Annotated in this window: 17 protein-coding genes; 10 read left to right on the forward strand and 7 right to left on the reverse strand. The window is 64.5% G+C overall.

Annotated features, from left to right (window positions below; translation table 11 throughout):
• The first annotated feature begins 27 nt into the window (after positions 1 to 27).
• Positions 28 to 249, forward strand: coding sequence for a PLD nuclease N-terminal domain-containing protein (locus tag ABFE16_03510; protein MEN6344343.1), 222 nt, complete (start codon positions 28 to 30; stop codon positions 247 to 249).
• A gap of 24 nt (positions 250 to 273) precedes the next feature.
• Here the strand turns inward: ABFE16_03510 and ABFE16_03515 are convergent, their stop codons facing one another.
• Positions 274 to 627, reverse strand: coding sequence for a DMT family protein (locus ABFE16_03515; GenBank protein MEN6344344.1), 354 nt, complete (start codon positions 625 to 627; stop codon positions 274 to 276).
• A gap of 93 nt (positions 628 to 720) precedes the next feature.
• Between ABFE16_03515 and ABFE16_03520 the strand changes: the two genes are divergently transcribed.
• On the forward strand, positions 721 to 1,566 hold the full coding sequence (locus ABFE16_03520; protein ID MEN6344345.1) for an NTP transferase domain-containing protein: 846 nt from the start codon (positions 721 to 723) through the stop codon (positions 1,564 to 1,566).
• Between the two features lie 81 nt (positions 1,567 to 1,647).
• Entirely contained in the window at positions 1,648 to 2,766 is a 1,119-nt protein-coding gene (locus ABFE16_03525) for a sialidase family protein (GenBank protein ID MEN6344346.1), read from the forward strand.
• An 85-nt stretch (positions 2,767 to 2,851) separates the two neighbouring features.
• Here ABFE16_03525 and ABFE16_03530 read toward each other — a convergent pair whose 3' ends face one another.
• Positions 2,852 to 4,066, reverse strand: coding sequence for a hypothetical protein (locus ABFE16_03530; protein ID MEN6344347.1), 1,215 nt, complete (start codon positions 4,064 to 4,066; stop codon positions 2,852 to 2,854).
• A gap of 209 nt (positions 4,067 to 4,275) precedes the next feature.
• On the opposite strand from ABFE16_03530, the gene ABFE16_03535 reads away from it, so the two are divergent.
• From ABFE16_03535 to ABFE16_03545, 3 genes are all read left to right on the forward strand, one after another.
• A complete protein-coding gene (locus ABFE16_03535) occupies positions 4,276 to 5,208 on the forward strand; it encodes a hypothetical protein (GenBank protein ID MEN6344348.1) in 933 nt (310 codons plus the stop codon).
• Positions 5,209 to 5,249: 41 nt separating this feature from the next.
• Positions 5,250 to 7,289, forward strand: coding sequence for a right-handed parallel beta-helix repeat-containing protein (locus ABFE16_03540; GenBank protein MEN6344349.1), 2,040 nt, complete (start codon positions 5,250 to 5,252; stop codon positions 7,287 to 7,289).
• Between the two features lie 116 nt (positions 7,290 to 7,405).
• Entirely contained in the window at positions 7,406 to 8,317 is a 912-nt protein-coding gene (locus tag ABFE16_03545; protein ID MEN6344350.1) for a sugar phosphate isomerase/epimerase family protein, read from the forward strand.
• Here the strand turns inward: ABFE16_03545 and ABFE16_03550 are convergent.
• From ABFE16_03550 to ABFE16_03560, 3 genes are all read right to left on the reverse strand, one after another.
• On the reverse strand, positions 8,244 to 8,807 hold the full coding sequence (locus ABFE16_03550; GenBank protein ID MEN6344351.1) for a hypothetical protein: 564 nt from the start codon (positions 8,805 to 8,807) through the stop codon (positions 8,244 to 8,246). The two genes, ABFE16_03545 and ABFE16_03550, sit on opposite strands and share 74 nt — an antisense overlap.
• Positions 8,808 to 8,812: 5 nt before the next feature.
• The gene (locus tag ABFE16_03555; protein MEN6344352.1) at positions 8,813 to 10,390 is read right to left on the reverse strand and encodes a tetratricopeptide repeat protein; all 1,578 of its coding nucleotides are present in this window, start codon (positions 10,388 to 10,390) and stop codon (positions 8,813 to 8,815) included.
• A 251-nt stretch (positions 10,391 to 10,641) separates the two neighbouring features.
• Positions 10,642 to 14,496: an SdrD B-like domain-containing protein gene (locus tag ABFE16_03560; protein ID MEN6344353.1), complete on the reverse strand. Its 3,855-nt coding sequence runs from the start codon at positions 14,494 to 14,496 to the stop codon at positions 10,642 to 10,644.
• 771 nt (positions 14,497 to 15,267) lie between these two features.
• Here ABFE16_03560 and ABFE16_03565 point away from each other — a divergent pair.
• From ABFE16_03565 to ABFE16_03580, 4 genes are all read left to right on the forward strand, one after another.
• Entirely contained in the window at positions 15,268 to 16,332 is a 1,065-nt protein-coding gene (locus ABFE16_03565; protein ID MEN6344354.1) for a M42 family metallopeptidase, read from the forward strand.
• 132 nt (positions 16,333 to 16,464) lie between these two features.
• The gene (locus tag ABFE16_03570) at positions 16,465 to 17,265 is read left to right on the forward strand and encodes an RsbRD N-terminal domain-containing protein (protein MEN6344355.1); all 801 of its coding nucleotides are present in this window, start codon (positions 16,465 to 16,467) and stop codon (positions 17,263 to 17,265) included.
• Positions 17,266 to 17,608: 343 nt separating this feature from the next.
• Positions 17,609 to 18,268: a DUF47 family protein gene (locus ABFE16_03575; protein MEN6344356.1), complete on the forward strand. Its 660-nt coding sequence runs from the start codon at positions 17,609 to 17,611 to the stop codon at positions 18,266 to 18,268.
• Positions 18,269 to 18,322: 54 nt separating this feature from the next.
• Complete coding sequence (locus tag ABFE16_03580; GenBank protein MEN6344357.1) at positions 18,323 to 19,327, forward strand: inorganic phosphate transporter; 1,005 nt, start codon at positions 18,323 to 18,325, stop codon at positions 19,325 to 19,327.
• 6 nt (positions 19,328 to 19,333) lie between these two features.
• Here ABFE16_03580 and ABFE16_03585 read toward each other — a convergent pair whose 3' ends face one another.
• Both ABFE16_03585 and ABFE16_03590 read right to left on the reverse strand, forming a co-directional pair.
• Positions 19,334 to 20,236, reverse strand: coding sequence for a prenyltransferase/squalene oxidase repeat-containing protein (locus ABFE16_03585; protein MEN6344358.1), 903 nt, complete (start codon positions 20,234 to 20,236; stop codon positions 19,334 to 19,336).
• 11 nt (positions 20,237 to 20,247) lie between these two features.
• Positions 20,248 to 21,996 (reverse strand): polyprenyl synthetase family protein, encoded by a 1,749-nt coding sequence (locus tag ABFE16_03590; protein MEN6344359.1) that lies wholly within the window; start codon positions 21,994 to 21,996, stop codon positions 20,248 to 20,250.
• Positions 21,997 to 22,017 lie beyond the last annotated feature (21 nt).

A 22,017-nucleotide genomic window follows, 5' to 3' on the forward strand; every position in this document is an offset into this window, starting at 1 on the left:
GGACTTGCCGGCTCAGGAGGACAGAGCATGGAATTCGTCGGTGTGGGGATCATGCTGTTCGTGTGGCTGTTCGTCGGTCTGATCGGACTTGCGGTTACCGTCTTCTGGATACTGGCGCTGGTCGATTGCCTCACGCGGCGTTTCGAGGACCCGATGAACCGTGTGGTGTGGGTACTCGTGATCGTGTTCCTGCACGGCCTGGGGGCGGTCATCTACTGGTTCGTCGGCCGACCCCAGGGCACTCGGTGAGCGCTTGGGCGACTTGCCCTCGCCCTACCCCGTGCTGCCGGTATGGCGGAACATGAAGTACGCCGCGGCGATCAGGCACAGCCCGGCCCAGAGGAAGTCAGTGCGTAGCGTCTGCTTCATGTAGACCACTGAGAAGCCGGCGAAGACACACATGGTGATGACTTCCTGCAGCACCTTGAGCTGGCACAGCGAGAAGTAGCGGAAGCCGATCCGGTTCGCCGGCACCTGGAGGCAGTACTCCAGGAAGGCGACGCCCCAGCTCAGGAGGATGACGGCCAGCATCGGCTTGCTCTTGAAGTCACGCAGGTGGCCGTACCAGGCGTAGGTCATGAAGAGGTTGGAGAACACCAACAGAATCACGGGGGCAAAACGGGAAATCGCAGGTCACTTCCTTCGCCACAGACTGAGGGGAAAGTATACTGCTGTGCGGGGCCGCTGAGAACCCCGGGGGACAATCTGGAAGGTGGCGGCATGACCGACGCCGTGGTTCTTGCCGGAGGGACGATCCCGGATCGAGAAGCGAGCTTCCGTGAGGCAGTGGGAGTTCCCTGCAAGAGCCTGATCCCGCTCTGCGGCCGCATAATGGTCAGCTACCTGGTGGACGCTCTCAAGGCGGCACAGGGAGTTGATCGGGTAGCGGTCGTCGGACCGGAGAGCCTGCAGGGCCATCCTGACTGCCATGCCGCCGACCTGATTCTGCCGGAGTCAGAGGGACGTAGCGAGAACCTGTTCCTGGGGGTCGACGCCTTCCCGGAGGCTGACCGGGTGGTGATGATGACCTCCGACACGCCGCTGGTGACGGCCGAGATGATCGACGATGCGCTGGCCGCCTTTGGCCCCGAGGTCGATCTCGGCTATGTGCTGGTGGCGGCTGACACCGTGTTGACCCGGTTCGCCGACCGTCCTGCGCCGCCGCCTGACGACCGGGGACGGCGGATGCCCAACTGGGTGACCCTGGGCCTGCGCGACGGACGGTTCACGGGGACCTCCTTCCTGGTCATCAAGCCGGCCGCGGCCCAGAAGCTGCGGGGCTTCATCAAGGGCGTCTTCGACAACCGAGAACTGGGCAATGTGGTACGGGTGCTTCGCCCGGTCTTCGGTCTGTGCTTCCTGCTCAAGGTCGCGCTCGTGCTCAAGTGCCCGCGGGCGAGTGGGCTGGTTGGAGTAGCCGATGTCGAGAACCGGCTGAGCAGGGGACTTGGCCTTGTGTGTCGCAGTTACGTCAGTCCCTACGCCGAGATGGCCTTCGACGTGGACCATCTCACTGACGTACTCCTTGCTGAGGAGGTCCTGAGAGCCCGGGAGTTGGGCGTCTGAGCTGGCGCCCCAGGCGTTGTCCAAGCATGGCAGCCTCCGGTAGGCTTCGCCAGTTTTCCCCGACATGAAGGAGCATCGCAAGTGGAATTCAACGAGATCAAGTTCCAGGATGCAGCAACGAAGGCGTACCTTGGCAGCCCCAGTATCCTACGGCTGGCGGACGGAGCGCTCGTGGCCACCCACGACTACTTCGGAGCCGGCGCACCCAGAACGATGGAGCACGAGTGGGGACTGGCCAGCGTCTACCGCTCGGAGGACGACGGCAAGAGCTGGACCGAAGTCAACCACATCATGGGGTGCTTCTGGGGGAGTCTCTTCGAGCACCGTGGCGCGATCTACCTGCTAAGCGTCTCACAGGAGTACGGTTCGCTGGTGATCAGGCGCAGCGACGACCGCGGTGATAGCTGGACGCATCCGCGAGACAGCCACACCGGCCTGCTCTTCGCCGGGGGCCCGTACCGCAGCGACCCGAACTACCACACCTCGCCGGTGCCTATGCTGTGCTCGGGCGGCCGGATCTACCGTGGCTTTGAGGACTGCTGGGGAGCCCGCTGGCCCCAGGGGTTCCACTCGCTGGTCATCTCCGTCGACGAGGACGCAGACCTGCTCGAGGCGGGGAACTGGCGGATGAGCAACAAGCTGGGCTTCGATCCTGCGTGGGCCCCGGCCTCCTGGCAGGCTCCGGCGCCGGGTTGGCTTGAGGGCAACGTTGTGGAAGCCCCCAACGGTGAGCTATGGAACCTCCTGCGGGTGAACTCGACGCCGGCTGTCGACGTGGCGGCGGTCGTCAAAGTCCATGACGAAGGGCGTCGGGTCACCTTCGACCCGGAGACGGGGTTCATCCACTTCCCCGGCGGGATGACGAAGTTCGAGATCCGCCGCGATCCGCAGACCGGGCTCTACCTCTCGCTCAGCAACAACAACACCGATCCGACGTGGGCCGCCCAGCGAAATGTGCTGTCGCTGTACGCCTCCGACGATCTGCTGCACTGGCGGCATGTGCAGACGCTGCTCGAGGACGATCAGGACATCCCCTGGGAACAGTCGCTGCGGTTCACGGCCTTCCAGTACGTGGACTGGCAGTTCGATGGCGATGACATCATCTACATGTCGCGCACAGCCTACAACGGCGCCCACAACTACCACGATGCAAACCGCATGACCTTCCACAAGATCGCGGGCTTCCGCAGTCTGCTCTAGGACGTGTGATAGCCTCGATACGCAAAGCAGAGCGCCCTGGCCGCGAGGAGATGGCCAGGGCGCTTTCGTACGAGAGAGCGTAACGCTACTGCGGCGCTGCGGGCTTGGCGGCGAGTTGCGCCTTGAGCCAGCAGTAGATCGTGTCCGCGATCTGCCGGTAGCCGTCGGCCGAGGGATGGACGCCGTTGTTCAGCCGCGCAACCTGTACCTGGGAGCGTGCGTTCGCGGGCCCGGTCACCGTCGGATAGTTGTTCACCGTGTCCAGGTTCACGTGTGCCGGAAGCAGCCAGATGCCCTCTGCCTCGCGTCCTCCGAACTTGGCGATCATGCGCTCCACCACACGGTGCTGGTTGCGGCGGTACTGCCACCGCGTCTGGCCGCAGTTGTAGTTGGTGCCGAAGGCATCCTGGGTCGCCGCGGGTGGCGGAAGCAGTAGCAGGCCGATGCGGGTCTGTGGACCAACCCGCCGGAACTCGGCGAGAAGCGTGTCGGCATAGCCGAACATCGTGTCGATGGTCGTCTCGATCGTCGCCTCCTGCGCTCCGAAAGTGTCGTTGCAGCCCAGAAGCACGGTGATGAAGTCCGGGGCCTTGCCTTCGCTGTTGGTCTGGCAGTACTTGGCGAAGTCCAGGGTCGGCTTGCCGTCGACCAGCGTCAGGAAGGGGCTCTTGGCCTTCGGGTCGGTGCCCTCGGTCCAGCGGGTGCAGAAGGTCTGCCAGGCCCATCCGCCGTAGCCCTCATGAACCACCTCCGGGGGCATGGCGGCAATCGGGTGATGCGTGCCGATCAGCTTCAGCTTCGCCTCACCCTCCATCCCGAAGAGCGCCCAGAGCTCCTGCGGGTAGATGGAGGCGTTCGTGAGACTGTCGCCCACGCACAGCAAGGTGAAGGACGTCCCTGCGCCTGCTGAAGCGGGCACAACATGCAGGGCGCTCTTGCCTTCTGTGAGAGGCTGCATCTGGGCGTCGAGCACCCGGAGCACCAGCTCGTAGTCGCCGACGTCGGTCTCAGCCGGCGTGAAACGCCAACGCTCCTCGTCCTGTCTGCCCTTGGTGCAGTCTACGTCGAACACCAGGCTGCGCAGGTCGCGCGCCAGCACAAGGTTGTCGAAGTACAGGTTCAGCTCTCGTCCGGGAACTACCCACAGGTCGGCGGGAAGGACCAGTCGCACACCCTCCAGCTGGGGTGCAGCAATGGCGGTCTCTTGCGGCTGCGTCGCGGGTGTTGCGGCTTCCTGTGCATCGGCAAGCGAGGTGAGCAACAGGGTCAGCGCAGCGAATCCGCAGAAGAGGAGACGCATAGCGGAACACCTCCTGGGACTTGGGCTAACAGAGTGAGGGCCTTCGATGAGCAATCAGGCAATTCGCTGTCCGGCAACGGGAGGCCTTCCGGCTCAGGGGCCCACAAGGATTCGTTGCATGAAGCGGGGAACAGACTACTCGGTGGAGATGGGATCATGGGTAGGTCGCCATTCAGCGTCCACCCTTACTCATGAGGGAGTTCAGACCGATGATCGCTCGCGTACGGATGAGTGCAGCACTTCTTGGGGCCTTTGCCCTGTGCTTCCCCGCGCTGGGGCAGCAGATGAAGGTTGAAGAACAGCTTGCGGGGACGATGCCGGCCAAGGTCGAGTCCTTCCTGGCGACGCCGGATGGTCTGCATGTGGCCGTGGTAACGACTCAGGCAGACCGCCGCGTGGTCCTTGTCGATGGCAAGGCCGGTCCGGAGTACAAGTGGATCGGTGAGCGGCGTTTCAGCCCTGACGCAAGCCGCTTCGCCTACGTGGCCTTCACCGGCGAGAAGTACCTCGTGGTCTGCGATGGCCAGGAGGGCAACCCCTATGACGCCATCGCGGCAGGCTGGCCGCAGTTCAGCCCGGACGGCAAGCGTCTCGCTTACGTGGTGCAGAAGGGTACCGACTGGATGGTCGTGGTGGACGGCCAGGAAGGACCTGCCTACACGGCGATCCTGCGCGATACCCCGGTCTTCAGTCAGGATAGCAGCGCGGTTCTATACGGCGCACAGAAGAAGGGCGCCTGGTACGCGGTCGTAGACGGCAAAGAGCAGGGACCCTACAAGGGCCTGGGCGCCGTGGCCTCGTCAGGCAAGAGATTCGCCTATGCCGCGAACAAGGACACAGCCTGGGTGATTGTGGTCGACGGCAAGCCGAGCACCGGCTTCGCCGGTGTCGCGCCGCTGAGTCCTGTGTTCAGCCCGGACGGACTGCAGTGGGCAGCCGTGGTACGCGTGGGGACCAAGTGGGCGCTCGTACTCGATGGCAAGCGAACGGCCGACTACGACGCTGTGATTGCCGGTGGCCCCACCTTCCTGCCCAATGGACGGGTGGAGATCCTTGCAACCAGGGGCGACAAGCTGTACCGCGTCCGCACACTCTTGCCCGGGACCGGGCAGATCATGATGGGGACGCCGAAGCCGAAGTAACTAGCCTTCTCGACGAGAAACAGACAAGTGGAGGAAGAGGCATGACCCGACTCGTGATCACGGGGATGCTCGTAGTGGCGCTGGTGGCAGGCTGCCTTGCGCTTGCCCTGGGCCAGGATCAGGGCGAGACCGTCCTCAGCGCGGACTTCGAGCGTGAAGGCCCGGAGACGATCGCCTCGCCCGAGATGGCATCGAAGGTGCTGGTGACCACCGACCCAGCCGAAGTGGTCGCCGGTAACCGCTCTCTCAAGGGCGACTCACGAACCTCGGAGGCGCAGTGGAACGAGTACCTCCGCTCACGGGCTGGTCTGTTCAGGCCCAGGGAGGGATACCTCGTCTCCTTCGATTACCGCGTGCTGGCACGCGAGCCCCGGGCGACGTTCTACCTCCTCTTCCGCCAGCCGGGCGGAACCGGGAATGTAGGTTGGGTTGACTGGCGAGGGGAGCCGGGCGAGAAGGGACACATCGACGCCACGCTCCCGGCGAGCAGCACCCCTGACTTTGCTCTCATTTTGGGCATCCAGTGGCGCGGCGCCCTGGCCATCGACAACCTTGTGATCAGGACAGACCCGCAACAGCGGCCCGAGGGCGACAAGCTCCCGGCACCCGAGCGGACCTGGAAGTCGACCGGCAACTGCGCCTACTATGTTGACTCCCAGGCCGGAAACGATGCGGCGGACGGCCGATCCGAGCAGACCGCCTGGAAGAGCCTGGACCGTGTGAACGCCGGCGAGTTCAGCCCCGGCGACCGGATCCTGCTGAGAGCGGGGTCTGAGTGGTCCGGATATCTTGCGCCCGGAGGCAGTGGGCAAGAGGGAGCGCCGATCCGACTCGAACGATACGGTGATGGCCCCAAGCCGCGGATCAACGGACAGGGCAAGACGCTGACAACGCTGCTGCTTCTCAATGTGCAGCACTGGGAAGTCAGCAACCTCGACATCACGAACACAGGAACCCGCCGACAACCAGGACGCACCGGCGTGCTGGTGAAGCTGCAGGACTTCGGCGTCGCTGAGCATATTCACCTGCGCGGACTCGACGTTCACGATGTGAACGGGAGCCTCGTGAAGTCCCAGGGCGGAGGCTCCGGGATCCACTGCGCCGCCTCCGGGGCAACGGCAAAGTCGCGCTTTGACGACCTGCTCATTGAAGGCTGCCATCTCCAGCGGACCGACCGCAACGGCATCACAATGAACGGTTCCTGGGCGCGTCGGGACTGGTTCCCGAGCACCCGCGTGGTGATTCGCGGCAACCTGCTCGAGGACATCGGTGGCGACGGCATCGTGCCGATTGCCTGCGATGGCGCACTCGTCGAGCACAACGCCCTGCACGGCGGCCGACAGCGATGCCGGGATGCCGCCGCCGGAATCTGGCCCTGGAGCTGCGACAACACGGTGATCCAGTTCAACGAGGTCAGCGGGATGAAGGGTACCGTTGACGGCCAGGGCTACGACTCAGACTGGAACTGCCAGAACACCGTCCTCCAGTACAACTACAGCCACGACAATGAGGGCGGGTTCATGCTGGTGTGCAACAACGGCGGATCGGTGATGCCCTACAGCATCGGCAACATCGGCACCCTCATCCGCTACAACCTCAGCCAGAACGACGGCTGCCGGACCTTCCACATCACGGGGCCCTGCAAAGACACCAAGATCTATAACAACACTATCTATCTCGGGAAGACCCTCGACATCCCGATCCTGCGCCCCGGCAACTGGGGCGGGTCCTTCAGCGACAACACGCTGTTCGCCAACAACCTCTTCCTCGTGGAAGGCAAGGCGAGCTTCGATCTGGGCGGCATGACCGGCACGGTGTTCGAGGGGAATGCCTTCTATGGTGAGATAGCGCAGCGGCCTGAGGATGCTCGCGCGATCCTCGCTGATCCACTCCTGCGGGCAGCGGGAACTGGGGCCGACAGCTTCGCCTCGCTGGATGGCTACAAGCTCAAGGAAGGCTCGCCCTGCGTGGGTGCCGGTCGGGTGATTCCCGACAACGGCGGACGGGACTTCTGGGGCAACCCGGTCCCGGCAGGCAGCAGGCCAGACGTCGGCGCCTACCAATCAGGCGCAGAGAGATAGAGCGGCGGGGCAAAAGGAGTCAGGACGTGAGCCTGCTGCGACGCCGGGTGTCGAGCTCCCGGCGTGCTCCTTTTTGGGACCATGCCTGACGAGACGACGCAACGGAGCGAAACGCAATGGCAAGCCGGTTTCGGTACGGCGCGCATGCGTACCTGTGGACCGATCACTGGTCCGACGAGGCGCTGGGGCTGCTGGACCACGCTCGCGAACTCGGTGCGGAGCTCTTTGAGATCCCCTTGGGCGAGGACGTGGAGTGCAGCGAGGAGGCCGTCAGGCGGCGTAGGGAAGAGGTAGGGCTGGAGCTGACGGTCGGGCCGGGAGGCCAGTGGCCGCCGGCCTGCGACCTGTCCTCCGATGACCCCGACGAACGTGCACGGGCACTGTCTTGGCACGCTGAGATGATCCAGCGGGCGGCACAGATGGGAGCGGTCGCCTACTGCGGGGCCCTCTACGGCCGTCCCGGTACGGTGCAGCGTCGTCGTCCCCCGGCCGACGAGTACCCGCGAACTGCCGCCGGGCTGCATGAGCTCGCCGAGCTCGCCCGGAGCCTCGGTGTGCGCCTGCTCCTTGAGCCCATGAGCCGGTTCCGCACGCACGTCGTGAACACGCCCATGCAGGCCCTTCAGCTCGTCAATCTGGCAGACCACGCGAATCTTGGCATCATCCTGGACACCTACCACATGGTGACCGAGGTGCGCGACTACGCGGCAGGGATCCGCTGCGTCGGTGACCGACTGTGGGGCGTCCACGCTTGCGAGAACGATCGCGGTGTGCCGGGAGGCGGACTCGTACCCTGGGACGAGGTCTTTGATGCCTTGGTGGAGGTGCAGCCGGAGGCCAGGATCATGCTCGAGACCTACAACACCTCGATAGGTGACCACGGCTATCGGCGCGGGCTGTTCCAGAACCAGTGTCCCGATGGCGATGCCTTTGCGAGGCAGGCTTTCGCCTTCCTCAAGCGCCGTGCTGCTGAGGCTGAGCGGCGCCTTCGGACTGGGGCGACAGGGCCGTCTGGTTCTGCTGTGTGAGTGTGTCCAGGTGTGCGAGCAGTTGGTCGAGGCGCTGCAGAAGCTGCCGCTGCAGGTCGTCCGACGCGGGAGCTGGTGGCCGACCTGCGGCCGTGAAGAGCAGCCGGCCGATCTCCTGCTTCGCCTGGTCGTAGAGGGGGTTCCCCAGCAGGATCAGAACAGAGCCGATGAGCTTTCCCGCCGGGGTGACCGGTGGGCAGCCACTCTCGCCTACGGACGCCACCGTCGCGAGGGCATTCCACAGCGCGTCACCGAGGGTCTGGATCCCGCTGGGACTGTGGCGCTCGGCTGCGACAAGGGCCACAGACGACACCACTACCAACCCCGTGAGCATGGCCAGAGCGTGGTCGCTATCGGCCTCGGCGAGATAGCTTGCGATGGCGTCGCGCAGCTCCTCGGCCTTCCCCACGGCGGTCTCACTTTGCGCGGGTTCGGCGTTCCGGTCCCGAAGCGCTGGCTGTGCAGCCTCCACAGCTTGCTCCTCACTCACTCTCATCACTCCTCGATTCCTGCCAGAGATACGATAGCAAGCCCATCGCGTGCGTAGCTGAGCAGTTGGCGGCCGTCGGGCGTCATGGACGGCGGGCACACATAGGCGGTCCGCAAGACCAGGATCGGCGCCTTGGCGGAGCCGTCAGTCGGCATGGCGAAGACCGCATATCCCTGGCCAGGATCGCGCTGCAGGAACAGCAAGGAGTGGCCCTCCGGCGTGAAGTATAGCTGTGTTATGTAGTCCGTACTTGTGTACACGCTACGCGTCAGCCAGGGGTTGGAGGTCGGCGCCACGCAGATACCATAGGGACGGTCACGCTGGCTGGAGTAGGTAATCAGGGCCAGGTCGGCTCCCGTGGGACTGGAGCGCACACCCACATAGCTCTCGCCGCGCCCCGGGTAGATGAGCGTTGTCAGGTTCGCCTCCGGCTCATCGCGGACAGTGAGGACACCGCGGCCGCGTCCCGAGAGGGAGCCATCGAAGCACAGCGCCTTGCCGTCGGGCATCCAGTCCATGAGGCCGCAGTAGGGCAGGCTGCAGACGTGCCTCTGGGTTCGATCAGTCACCGCGACCGTGTAGAGATTGTAGGGCTGTCGTTGCGGGCGTGACGCAGTCTTGTCCTGGGAGTCCGGGCGCACGTAGCCTAGCAGTGCGATCTTGTCGCCTCGCGGCGACCAGCGAAGACTCTGGACGGAGCCCTCCAGCGTGCAGACTGGGCGCGGCTCCTCGCGTCCCTCCGAGTCCACGATGGGCAACTGAGTGTTCGCAACTGCCCCTGCACCTATATAGGCTAGGTGCTTACCGTCGGGAGAGAAGGAGAACTGCGTGCCGCGGATGGGCAGGGAGCGAGTGGAGATAGGGAACATGCGGTGCCGAAGCAGCCAGGTCTCCTGACGGGCCGGCTCCAGGGCTGCATACTCGCGCCAGTGGGTCTGGGCCAGGGCAAGACGGCCACCTTCAGCCAGCAGGCGACCCAGTACCAGATGCGGCTCGGGTGCCTCCGGGTGCTTCTGGGTCAGGGTCCGCAGGGACTGCTGGGCCGCCTCGTTCAGTCCCTCCGTCAGGTCAAGCTCTGCGAGCGCTACCAGGGCGGGAACGCAGTCCGGGTCGATCGCCAGGGCCGCGTGGAGGGTCATCCTCGCCTCAAGAAGCTCCTTCCGATCCTCGAGGGCAAGACGCGCCGTACCGACCATGCCCCTGAGGTTCCCACCATCAAGGTGTAAGGCTTTCCGGTAGCTGCGCAGGGCCAGGGTGTCCAGACCCGCCTCCCGCTGGGCATCCCCGAGCTTCGCAAGCAGCTCGGCGGTCTGACCGTAGAAGAGGGCGGAGTCGTAGTGTGCGGCGGCAGAGGCGGGGTCACCACAACGAATCGCGAGGTCTCCGCAGGTGGTGAAGGGCTCCTGGGCGTCCGGCTCTACGTCCAGCCACTCGCGAGCCAGGTCATAGGCCGCCACGACCTCGCCGGCGTTCTCGAGGTCGGCGATCCGTGAAGGGTACGGGGAGCTCGCGACGGTGTTATTGGCCGTCACCACGACGCCAAGCCCCAGGAGAGCTGCCAGGCAGAGCAGGTGTCGCAACATGAAGCCCTTCCTCAAGCGGAGAACCCGGGAGTAACAAGCCTGCGGACGAAGCCTTTCGACCTCAGCGCACGGGAATCCTGCAGTCGCGTCCCTACGGTACCTGTGTTGCGGAGGGGGCCTGGGCAGCAGCGGCACGGAGTCGAAAAAAAGGGGATAGACCCCCTTGCGAGGTTCTATCCCCCGTTCGCCTGGCTCCCCCCCACTGGGGCGCCAGAGAACTCAGTTGATCGAGCACAGGAGAGCGAGGCTCTCTAGAGTGCTCGCCACCAAGCCGTGTTGGTGAGCGCCGAGCCCGACGCGTAGGGCAGGCTCACCTGGTTGGAGGCCGCCCAGTCTGCGCCCGGCGAGAGCTGGCCGGCCGACGGAGTGGACTGTAGGAAGCCGATGACCCGAAGCTCAGTCCGGCTGTCTCCGGCCGGTAGCGACAGGCTCCAGTCGAGACGGTTCTCCGCTGTGCTGAAGCCGGCGCCCGAGTCGGAGAAGTAGTACTGCAGGCTGCTGTCGAGGTAGTCAGCCACCTGGATCGTCTTCGCCTGGCTGAGTGTGGCGTTCACGGTAATCGTGAAGACCACGGCATCGCCCAGACCCAACTGCGGGTCCTGGGAGCCAGATCCGAGGGCGTTGACCTGCGCCAGCACCTGCGTGAGGACCGCAAGGTTGGTAGCCTCCGAGTTTGCCAGGGCGTCTTCCATCGCCTCGCACAGTCGTCTCTGAGTGGCCTGGTCGCTGGCGGCGTAGGTCCCGGAGAGCAGGTTGAGTTCGCAGGCCAAGAGCTGTGCCCTGGCTTGCGCCACCGGATCGGAGGAGCTTGCCCCCGCAAGGATCGTAGCCGCGTTGCTCAGCATCGTGGCGCCACTGCCCAGCTCGAAGGGCAGACCGGTGCCGGTCAGGTAGAAGCTGTTGACGGCGCCGAGCCAGGTCAGAAGGTCCTGCTTGCTGATCGTGGCCCCAGAGCTGAACACAAGGGCCCTGTCTATCGCCTTGTACCAGTTCAGCGCGGGCATGCAGCTCCCGTAGACCTTCACACCGGACTTGGTCAGGGAGACGTTGACGGTCTCGTTCCGCTGTACACAGAGCCCGGCGTCCCAGGTCACGTCCGAGGCACCGGCAGCCACTGGGAACTCGGCGGTGTTGCCGGTCGCGTCGATGTCTGAGTCGGCCGCGTCGTTGCCGCCCGCATGGGCCGTCGTGACCGTGTAGCCGGTCGGAACCGAGAAGAGCAGTTGGTAGGTTCCGGCCTTGGCTACCGCGAACTGGTAGCAGCCCCCGGCGTCGGTTGTGGTCGTGGCGTCGGCAACCGAAGCGTCGGAGACACTGTGCAAGGTCACTTGTACGCCGGCAACTCCCGCTTCCCCTGCATCCTGGACACCATTGCCGTTGGCATCCTCCCACACTCTGTCGCCAACCTTCGCTGAGGTGACCAGCGGCTGCTCCGAGGTCGACCGTAGCCACGCCTGGTTGGACAGTGTGCTGACGACGACGGGACAGCGCTCCCGACCGGAGACCCAACTCGCCCCGCTGCAGGTCGAGGACACCACGTTGCTGGCCGTCCATCCGTCACCGGGTGTACCGGCGTCGCCCGCCGGGGAAGCGACTACCCGCGTCCACAGCGTGAGAGTGACCGACGGCTTAGCCGGGCTGACGGTGACGTTCCAGGATACGCAGCGGTCTGTAGCGGAGAAGGTCCCACCGTTGGAGGCCGATACGAAGGCCAGGGCGCTGTCCAGATAGTCGCGAACCTCGACCTGACGCTCCTGGGTCACCTGGGCCTTGACCACGATCGTGTAGGCCACGTAGTCGCCGATGCCCGTGGTATCGGTGTGAACGTAGTTCTCCTGGTTGTTGATCCAGTCGCACAGCTCATGGTACGGGGCCAGGTCGATGCCCGGTGTGTTGAGCGCGTCCTCCACCTGGGCGCAGAAGGAGCCCTGAGCCGCCGCATCGATGAGAGCGAAGTAGTCCGGGAAGCCGGCGACCTGGGTCGAGGCGTAGTTCAGCTCGCAGCCCAGAAGCTGGCAGCGTGTCTTCTGCACCATGTCGCTGGCGTCGTAGTTGGACAGCACCTCATAGGCACGCGCCAGGAGCTCATTGTCCGTCGGCGCGGCGCCGAACTGGATCTTGTAGGGGTCGTCACGGTAGAAGCTGTAGACGTAGCGCAGGAGGCTGACGAGGTTCGAGCGGCTGACCTGCGTCCCCCTGGTAGTGCCGGCGATTGCCTTGCCGATGTTGTTCTTCCAGAAGCCGATGGTCCGGCAGTTGCCCCAGACCTTGCCGCCCGACTTCGCGATCTCATAGCGGTCGGCGTAGAGCCCGGCGTCCCAGGTGCGATCCGTTTCGTTGGACTCGAGCGTGGTCGGCGCACAGACGCCCTGGGCGTCGATGTCGGAGTCCAGCGCGTCGTCACCGGCATCCTGGAGGGTGACGTTGTAGCCATCAGGCACCATGAACTCGACATGGTAACTGTCCGGTGCGAGGTTGGTGAACAGGTATAGGCCGCTCGCATCCGTCTGCTGGGTGGCGACCTCGGCGCCCTGAGCGTCGAAGAGCTTCACCGTAACGCCGGCCAGGCCAGGTTCGCCGTCGTCCTGAAGACCGTTCACGTTGCTGTCGAGCCAGGCGCGGTCACCGATCGCGGCCAGACGGTAGACGCCGGCATCCCAGGTCAGATCAGTCTCGCCGGACTGCAGGAAGGTCTTGGCGCAGGAGCCGTCCGGGCCCGCATCGGAGTCCAGGGCATCGTCGCTCCCGGCATCCTGAGTAGTGAAGCGGTAGCCGGAGGGCAGCGTGAACTGGACGTAGTAGGTACCCGGAGTCAGGCCTGTGAAGAGGTACTTGCCGTCGGCGTCGGTGAGGCAGGTACCGGCCGACTTGCCATCCGCGGTGAAGAGCTCTACGGCGACGCCCGCCACACCGGGCTCACCGCTGTCCTGGAGGCCATTGCCGTTGAGGTCTTCCCACACGAAATCACCGATGGAGGCCAGACGGTACATGCCGGCGTCCCAGGTGCGGTCAGACTCGCCCGAGTTGAGGGTGAACTGCTCGGTGTAGCCGTCGGTCGGGTCGGCATCGGAGTCCACGGTGTCGTCGGAGCCCTGGTTCTGGGTTGTCATGATCCAACCGGTGGGCTTGTCGAACTGTACCTTGTAGTAGCCCCCGGGCAGCCCACGGAACAGGTAGAAGCCCCTAGTGTCGGTGACCTGGGGGCTCTTGGCCTCCTGCCATCCGGCTGCCTTCAGCGCGTACAGGTGTACGGTAACACCAGGGATCGGCGCTTCGTCGGCGTCCTGGATCCCGTTGAGGTTCGCATCCTCCCAGACGTAGTCCCCGACCTCGGCCGGTGACGGCGGCTTCGGTGCGTAGAAGCCGAAGTCGATGTGCTGGCGGACATTCGGGGCCGAGAGGCTGCCGCTCGTAGAGGTGTGCTTGCGAGCGTACTCAGACAGCTCGTCGCTAGACCAATCCAGCGGCGGCTCAGGCCACGGCGCCCCCGCCTGGGTCATGAAGCCGCGGTAACGCGGGAACATGTAGGGATACCAGTTGAAGACCGGGTTGGTCGTAGCGGGAACCGGCACCTGGATGTTGCCATAGCGGGTTCGGGAGGCGTCCTCGCCATGCTTGCTGTAAACCATCCCGATAGCGTCAGCCGGGTCGGTGGTGCAGTTGTAGGGCGAGCTGGAACCGATCAACTGGAGCGCCGGGTCAGAGGCGTTCTTCGGATCGGCCCAGAGGTAGACCTCGTAGTACTCAGGCACCGGGAACAGCGTGGCGCTGAGCCTGTCCAGCGGGGTCACGGGGATGGAGTAGAACCCGTTGGCCTGGGTCTTCCCTTTGAGGCCCAGAGTGCGCAGGTCAGCCTGAAGCATCGGGCCATCTGAGGTCTTCCGGTAGTAAAGACGAACACCCAGATTGATGCCGGCGAAGCCGGTCTCGCCCTCATCCCACATTCCGTTCGGGGTGTCGGCAGGGAAGTCCGCCGAGCCATCGAGGAACACGTAGCCGCAGATGTAGGCGGAGCTGCCGCCAGAAGCGGCGAAAACCATGGCAGGTGTTGCGAGCAGGAGTAGTGCCGATACCGCAGCAAGCGATAGAGAGATGCGTGTGGACATGTCCGTCTGCCTCCTCTAAGGTCTCCGATGGGGCAACCAGGCCCCTCCGGGACCATCCCGGTAGGGAGGAACTAGGCTTTGCGACCGACTCTGGGTGGTGTGATGGAGGCTGCGGTGGTCGTCAGTGCAGTGTGTGCGGCCCCAACTGGCGGAAGAAATCACAGAGCATGTCGTCCAGAGCACTTCGCTGCTGAGCCGCGGTCAGGCGCCTCGGGAGACCTAACGGGGGGTCGGAAGGAGATACGATCAGCCGGTTGCTATCTGGCACCCGACCGAGGTCGCGAGCGGCCTCGGAGGGCGTCGAAGCAGGACCCTTTGGCGAAGCTGATCGCCGAACCTCGCGACACTCGGTTAGTGGGGCCTCCCATATGGAGGAACCGGCGTCGTTGAGCAGGCGACACTGAAGATCAGTACGACGTGCTTGGACAGTCACACCCATGTCACCATCCTCCACCACAACTGTTACGATATGAGAATAGGCGGGGGGTGCTGACAAGTCAATAAACGGCCACTTAAGATAATCTAATGTTTCGCTCAAGCCCTTAGGGATATATAATAGGGTAAAAGGAGTCTAGGATGAGTCGTCAGGACAAGACAAAGTGGTAATAGCCACCTAAAAGGTGTTTATAGATTCGGGCCGGCTCGAGCGTAGTGGGTTTTTGTACCTCCCTGATGCGTACACAGTAACGACGGCGCGGGGCGGGGAAGGTAACCGGCCATCCGGTAGCGAAGCATGCAGCAGCACTCTAGCTTCTTAGGAGGTAATGCAGGGTGAACAGTGATTCCCGTAAGTTCCTTGAAGCCCTGGTCAATGCACCGTCGCCGTCTGGATTCGAGCAGCCGGTGCAGAGGATTGTCCGGGCTCGTGCCGACAAGTATGCCGACGAGGTCAGGACCGACGTCCATGGCAACGTGATCGCCGTCAAGAACCCCGAGGGTTTCCCCCGCGTCATGCTAGCCGGCCACTGTGACCAGATCGGGCTCATGGTCCAGCACATCACGGGGGAGGGCTACCTCAAGTTCGCTCCCATCGGCGGCATCGACGCAACGATCCTGGCCGGTGCGGCTGTGACGGTCCACGCCGCCAAGGGGCCCTTGGTTGGCGTCATCGGTCGCAAACCCGTACACCTCATGTCGCCCGAGGAGAGGGAGAAGGGACGCGTCGATCTGGACCAGCTCTTCATCGACATCGGCGCCAAAGACAAGAAGGCAGCCGAGAAGCTGGTAGCCATTGGCGACTGCGCGACCTTCAACCTGGGGATGCGTGCACTCGAGGGTGACCTGGTAGTTGCCGCCGGCTTCGACGACAAGGTCGGCTCCTTCGTCGCGATGGAGGTCCTGCGTGTACTCAAGGACGAGAAGCTGGAATGCGGCCTGTTCAGTGTCTCGACCGTGCAGGAGGAGGTTGGGCTGCGCGGGGCCCACACCAGCGCTTTCGGGATTGACCCGCAGGTAGGCATTGCGATCGATGTCACGCACGCCACAGACTACCCCGGCACCGACTGTGGGAAGACCGGGGAGATCAAGATGGGCGAGGGGCCGGCGATTGCCCGGGGTGCGAATATCAACCCGATACTGGGCGAGATGCTGATCAACACTGCCAAGAAGGGCAAGATCCCCTACCAGGTGGAGCCGGCTCCGCGTGGCACGGGCACTGATGCCAACGCGATCCAGATCACCCGTGCAGGGGTGGCGGCTGCTCTTGTGAGCATCCCGAACCGCTACATGCACACTGCCGTTGAGGTGGTCTCGCTGGGGGACCTGGACAACGCTGTGAAGGTCATCGCTGAGACCGTGAAGCAGATCAGCAAGACGACCGACTTCACGCCGCTCTAGTCCGTCTCAGGTTGTACGAGCGGGGCTCGACACCGGCGGTTACTGGCCATGCCAGGACGTGCCCCGCAGTCCCTTGGTCCGCCCGTCTCGGCGCGAGCACCACATTCCCACACCCAGGGGCGTGATGCCAGAGTGGTTACCAAAGCAGAGCTCAGTGGGGTCCTGAGAGCACGTCAGCAGGAGATGACCTCGGCCTGGGCCCGACGGATCAAGCAGTCGAGCGACCGTTACCAACTGATGCCGATCGAGGAGATCGAGCAGTCGGTCCGCGAGTTAGTTCTCGGTCTGTCCATGGCCATCGAGAGCGGCGACTTTGGCCCGCTGAGCGCCAGTCTCACAGCCACCGGCGCGATGCGAGCTGCCAGTGGTTTCGAGCCTGCAGAGGTCCAGCGAGCGATACTGATGGGGTGTGACGCAGCGTATCCAGTCCTGGAGGACGCCTTCGGCAAGAATGCCCAGGACCTCGTGTGGTCGGTGACGCAAGTCGAGAAGGCGCTGCACCGAAGCCTGAATCTGTTGCAGGGCGTGATGAGGGACGCGCAAGTCCGACAACGCGAATCTGAGGCAGAGTATGCCCGGCGTCGGCTCGAGAGAACCGAGCGACGCCTGCAGGCCCTGCTGAAGGCTCTCGGAATCGGTGCGATAGCCGTAGACCGGGACAGGATCGTGACCTGGACCGACGAGACAGGGGGAAGCGCGAAGTGCGGCCTGCTGACCCGGGGCGAGGTCATCAACGGGGAAGCGGCACCAGGCCTTCGAGCCGACATCCTCACCGAGGCGCTGACGACCGGCCGCACTCACCGGGCCAAGCGTCAGGGGGAGTGCGACATCTGGATGGCCTTCCCTGTGTTCGCGGAGGACGGGCAGTTGGTGGAAGTCATGGGGCTCCTCGGACGCCCCAATCCAGTGCCTTCCGAGGACGCGGAAGCCTGACCGACCGCGCCGGCGAGTGGCCCTTCGATCTCCCTTTGAGGCCTTGGTGACCCGATGCAGCCCCTTCACCGGGGCCCTGTCCTGTCAGGGTTTGATTTCCGGGGCCGATGCGGGTAATATGTTGCCAGCACGGGTTAGGGCAGGGGTCACCCCACGGGCGACGGATTAGCAAGGTGCTACAGCGGGGCCTGCGACAGTAGTTGTGTCGCGGGCACCGTTTGGTTCCGGACAGGGGTTTGGCGTCCCGCCGACTGACCAAAGACACCTGGCGGGCGATTGCTTCTGTGCACCCTTGTCGGGTGCCGACGGTGGCCGCGAGGCCGGAAGAGAGGAAGACACACAGATGGCTAAGGGCGTCGTCGGGAGCATCCAGCGGCTCATGCACTTCTTCCTGCCCAGGGAGGAAGAGTTCTTCGAGATCTTCGCCGAGATGGGCGACAAGGCAAAGGCTGCAGCAGTGCTGGTGCACCAGATGTTCGTAGACTACCCGGAGATCGGGAATGTGGTCGAAGAGATCGCCGTGCTTGAGCACGATGTCGATCACATCCGCCACGACTGCGTGCGGCGGCTCAACGAGACCTTCGTGACGCCGGTCATGTTCGACCGACAGGACATTTTCGATCTGGCCGACATCCTTGATGACGTGGTCGATTTCTGCCGCGCGGCTGTGGACCGTACAGCCCTGTACAAGGCCGAGAGGGTCCCACCCAATATCATCAGGATGGCCGAGACGCTTGTGGAGGCCACGGCGCTGCTCGCCGAGGTCTGCAACCGCCTCGAAGGGATCCGCGGCGAGGCACAGACGTATGTCGAGAAGATCAACAACCTGGAGAACCAGGCGGACGCCATGCTCAAGCAGGGCCTCGCAGACCTGTTCAGGGAAGAGAGGAACGCGGTCGAGATCCTCAAGTGGAAAGAGATCTACGACTACGTTGAGGAAGCTATCGATCACTGCGAGGACACGATCAACCTGATCGAGGCGTCTCTGGTCAAGAACTCCTAACGCAGGAGCTGAGGAACTGGCGCGGCGCGAGCACAGGAGCGCCGCGATTCACCTATGACTGATGCTTGGGTCTGGGCCGTAGTGGCCCTGGGACTGATCTTCGAGTTTGTCAACGGATTCCACGACGCCGCGAACGCCATCGCGACGTCGGTTCTCACCCGCGCTCTGTCGATCCGGAACGCGGTCGTAATGTGTGCGGCGCTGAACTTCCTTGGCGCTGTGTCCAGTAGTGCCGTTGCGACGACGATGGGGAAGGGGATCGTGCCACCGGGAGAAGTGACCAATGAGGTGGTCGCTGCCGCCTTGCTGGGGGCGATCATCTGGGACCTCATCACCTGGCACTTCGGCCTGCCTACCAGTTCGACCCACGCCATCGTCGGCGGCCTCATCGGCGCCGCAGCAGGCTACAAAGGGCTGCAAATCGTCGAGTGGGCGGGGACCTCGCGGGTTCTCATGGGCCTGGTGCTATCACCCGTACTGGGGGTCACAGTCGCCTTCGTGGTCATGATGATCTTCACATGGATCTTCCGGCACCGCCCGCCCTCGACTCTCAACCGCCGGTTCCGGCTCATCCAGGTTCTGTCCGCCAGCCTGATGGCCTTCAGCCATGGCGAGAATGACGGCCAAAAGTCCATGGGCGTCATCTCGATGGCCCTTTTCAGCGCCTCGGTCGCCGCCCACGGCGCCGGTGTTGAGTTCACGATTCCTCTCTGGGTAATGGTCTCCTGCGGTCTGGCAATGGCCCTCGGGAGTGGCGCCGGCGGCTGGCGCATCATCAAGACCCTGGGGCGCAACGTGATGGAATTGCAGCCCATCCACGGCTGCGTCGCCGAGCTTAGCTCCGCCTGCGTCATCATGGCCGCCTCGAAGGTCGGTGCACCGATCTCGACCACGCACACCGTCTCCTCAGCGATCATGGGCGTCGGGATGATTCGTCACTTGAGTTCAGTGCGGTGGAAGGTCGTCACGAACATCGTCTGGGCTTGGTTGCTTACCATGCCGGTCGCGGCGCTCTTCGGGTTCGCCTCGCTACGTCTGCTGCAGTGGGTCTTCGGCTAGGGATTGCTAGGACGCGGGGATCATCGCGCGGAGCAAAGCGAGGGTACCGAGACCGTAGTAGGTGTACTCCACATCCGGCACCGCATCGCGTGGGCAGGACGAGAAGCCACCACCAGGCCTGGCACAGGTGCGGGCAAAGCGTGCAAGCGCTGCGAGATCCACCGGCCCAACTGCGGCAAGGCCGATCAGTGCCAGGAACGCCGTGAAGCTCGACAGTAGGTCGCCCTCCGGTGCCGCGGCATGGGCTCGGAAGCCGCCGTCTTCCGAGGTCTGCATCGACACCAGGAACCGGGCCGCCGACGCAGCGCAGTCTTCCTCCAGTTCGCCTGCCATCGTCAGGACCGCAAGCCCCGCTGCTGTGGCATTCGTCTGCGCCGCGGTCTGATCCGCTCTCTCCGCAAAGCCGCCCTCAGGACGACGTAGTTGCTGCACTCCCCGGAGTACCTCCTCCCCCGCAGACCAACCATCTCCCAGCATCTCATGACACAGGGCAAGCAGGAAAGCCTGGTAGGCGCTCACTGACGCCTCCGGGTTGTCGTGCAGCGCGCCCTCCGCTTCAGTCAGGCAGGCGTACACAGACGGCGGTACCGGCAGCGGGTCACGCCCCGGTGACTGCAGCATCCGGCGGCAGTTCAGGTAGCTGAAGCACTCGACCAGGTCTCGTGGTGGTGGCTGTGCAGCGAGGAAGCCCGGGATGGCGCCCAAAGCCGGAGAGGCCGGGGCAGTCAGCACAAGCGTCCGCAGGGCGAAGTCGGTGTAGTACAGATCCTCGACGCCTGAGCGCCCGACGAAGCCGCCCGCAGGGCCCTGACGGCTTCCGACGTAGCTTGCCTGCGCCCTCAGGAACCCGTCGCCCAGCAAGGCAGTACCTGTGGCCAGCATCTCGTCCAGCAGATCGAGATAGCCCATGGAGGTTCGGCTCAGTCGGATACGAGCCGCACCTCGCGCAGGATGTTGCGGACGAGGAACTGGAAGAGCTCCCGGAGCCCCGGAGGTCCTATCTCTTGCGTAAGGTCCAGGGCACGTGTACGCAGGCCCCCGTAGAGCCGGTGGGCCTTCTCGAAGACCCCATGTTGATGGTAGAGGGTCCGGACCTGCGGCAGGACCGTGCTCCGGCTCCCGCTGGCACGAGCTGCGGTCACCAGGTCGTCCAGGGCCTCTCCCGCACCGGCCTCAAGAGCAAAGGCACGCAGGATCGTGGGCCTGCGGGCCAGCACATCCTGGCCTCGGTGGCCCTTGTTCGCGTTGTCCTCTTCCCAGTCGGTGAGGTCGTTGAGCACCTGGAAACCCTCGCCGACGAAGGTGGCATACTGGCGCAGGAGGGTGTCCTCCACAGCGACCTGTGCCGCACGCAGGCCGGCGTAGAGCGCGACCTCGAAGGCCGGCGCCGTCTTCAAAGCCCCAATCTGCAGTGCATGGATGGGCCGCAACTGCGTGGAGGCTTGGCCGTTCCACATCAACTCTGCGCCCTGCCCGGAGGATAGCTGGAGATGGGCCTGCGCCAATCGGGCGAGGATGTCTGCGACGCAGCCAGCGCCCAGTTCGGGCCCTTGCGAGGCGATCAGACGATAGCCTAGGCCGATCAGGAAGTCGCCCACGTTGATGGCTGTCTCGACCCCGTAGGTCTGATGGATCGTCGGTTGGCCGTAGCGGTACGGATCGCGGTCCTCGATGTCGTCGTGGACCAGGGAGGCCTTGTGTATGGCCTCGAAGGCGACGGCGACGGTGCGGATGCCCGGTGGAAGGAGAGCTTCGGCGTCAGCGCCGGCCTCCAGGGCCTCGAAGCCTGAACGTGCGACGGCATAGGTCGCCAGGGTAATGAAGGGCCGCAGGCGCTTGCCGCCGCGCTGCAGGAAGTCACAGGCAATGCGCTGGGTAGCCTCCAGCAAGGGTGCTGACACCTCGTCGCCGGGAGGCGTCTGGTTGCAGGCGCCGAGCAGTGGGGTGAGGTGCTCCGGGGTGAAGACGGTCTGCGCCGCACGCAGCAGGGGAAGGTAGCTGCGCTCGATCAGCCTGCCCCCGGTGGCATGGGTGCCGATCAGCTCGCCGAGAAGGTCGACCTCCGCCGTGGTATCCTGGCAGCCGTCGGTCAGCAGAGGAAGGGCCTGGTGAGGCACGCCCAGGTCGGCAATGCGCTCGAAGGACTTCTCCAGGGAGTCCAGGCAAGCCACACCAAGAATCGCGTCGGCCTCGCCCTCCATGACCTTCTCGACCACTGCCGAAGTGCCCTCGGCCACGATGACATGGTAGCCGAGGTCCTCCGCCCGCGCCTTGAGGTCCTGGATCACACAACCGCCGCAGCCGGCGCAGTGCAATCCTACGGAGTCGATGCTCGCCCGGCAGGTATGTCGGTTCTGCAGGCACTTGGGTAGTAGCAGAAGACGGCGCCCAAAGGGGACCGCCGAGAAGGCGCCCCACCAGAGGGCGTTGTCGAGGGCGACCATGGCGAACCCGAGATACTCGCGAGGAAGCCCCAGGTCACTGAGGATGGAAGCGGCGCCCTCCCGCAGCACTTCATCCCCCGGGAGAGCCGTATGCCCCAGGGAGTCGGCAAGGAAGGCGGCCCGGGCACGGATCAGCGCCCGGGTCGAACTGTCTGCGGGAACCTGCTTGATGTCGTCTCTGGCCTCGCCGGTTTCAGTCGGCGGGCGGCCGGTGAGTACACTCATAGGTCTCTGACCGTCCCCTCG

The sequence above is a fragment of the Armatimonadia bacterium genome (genome assembly GCA_039679385.1).
In the GTDB taxonomy this organism is placed as follows: Bacteria; Armatimonadota; Zipacnadia; order Zipacnadales; family JABUFB01; genus JAJFTQ01.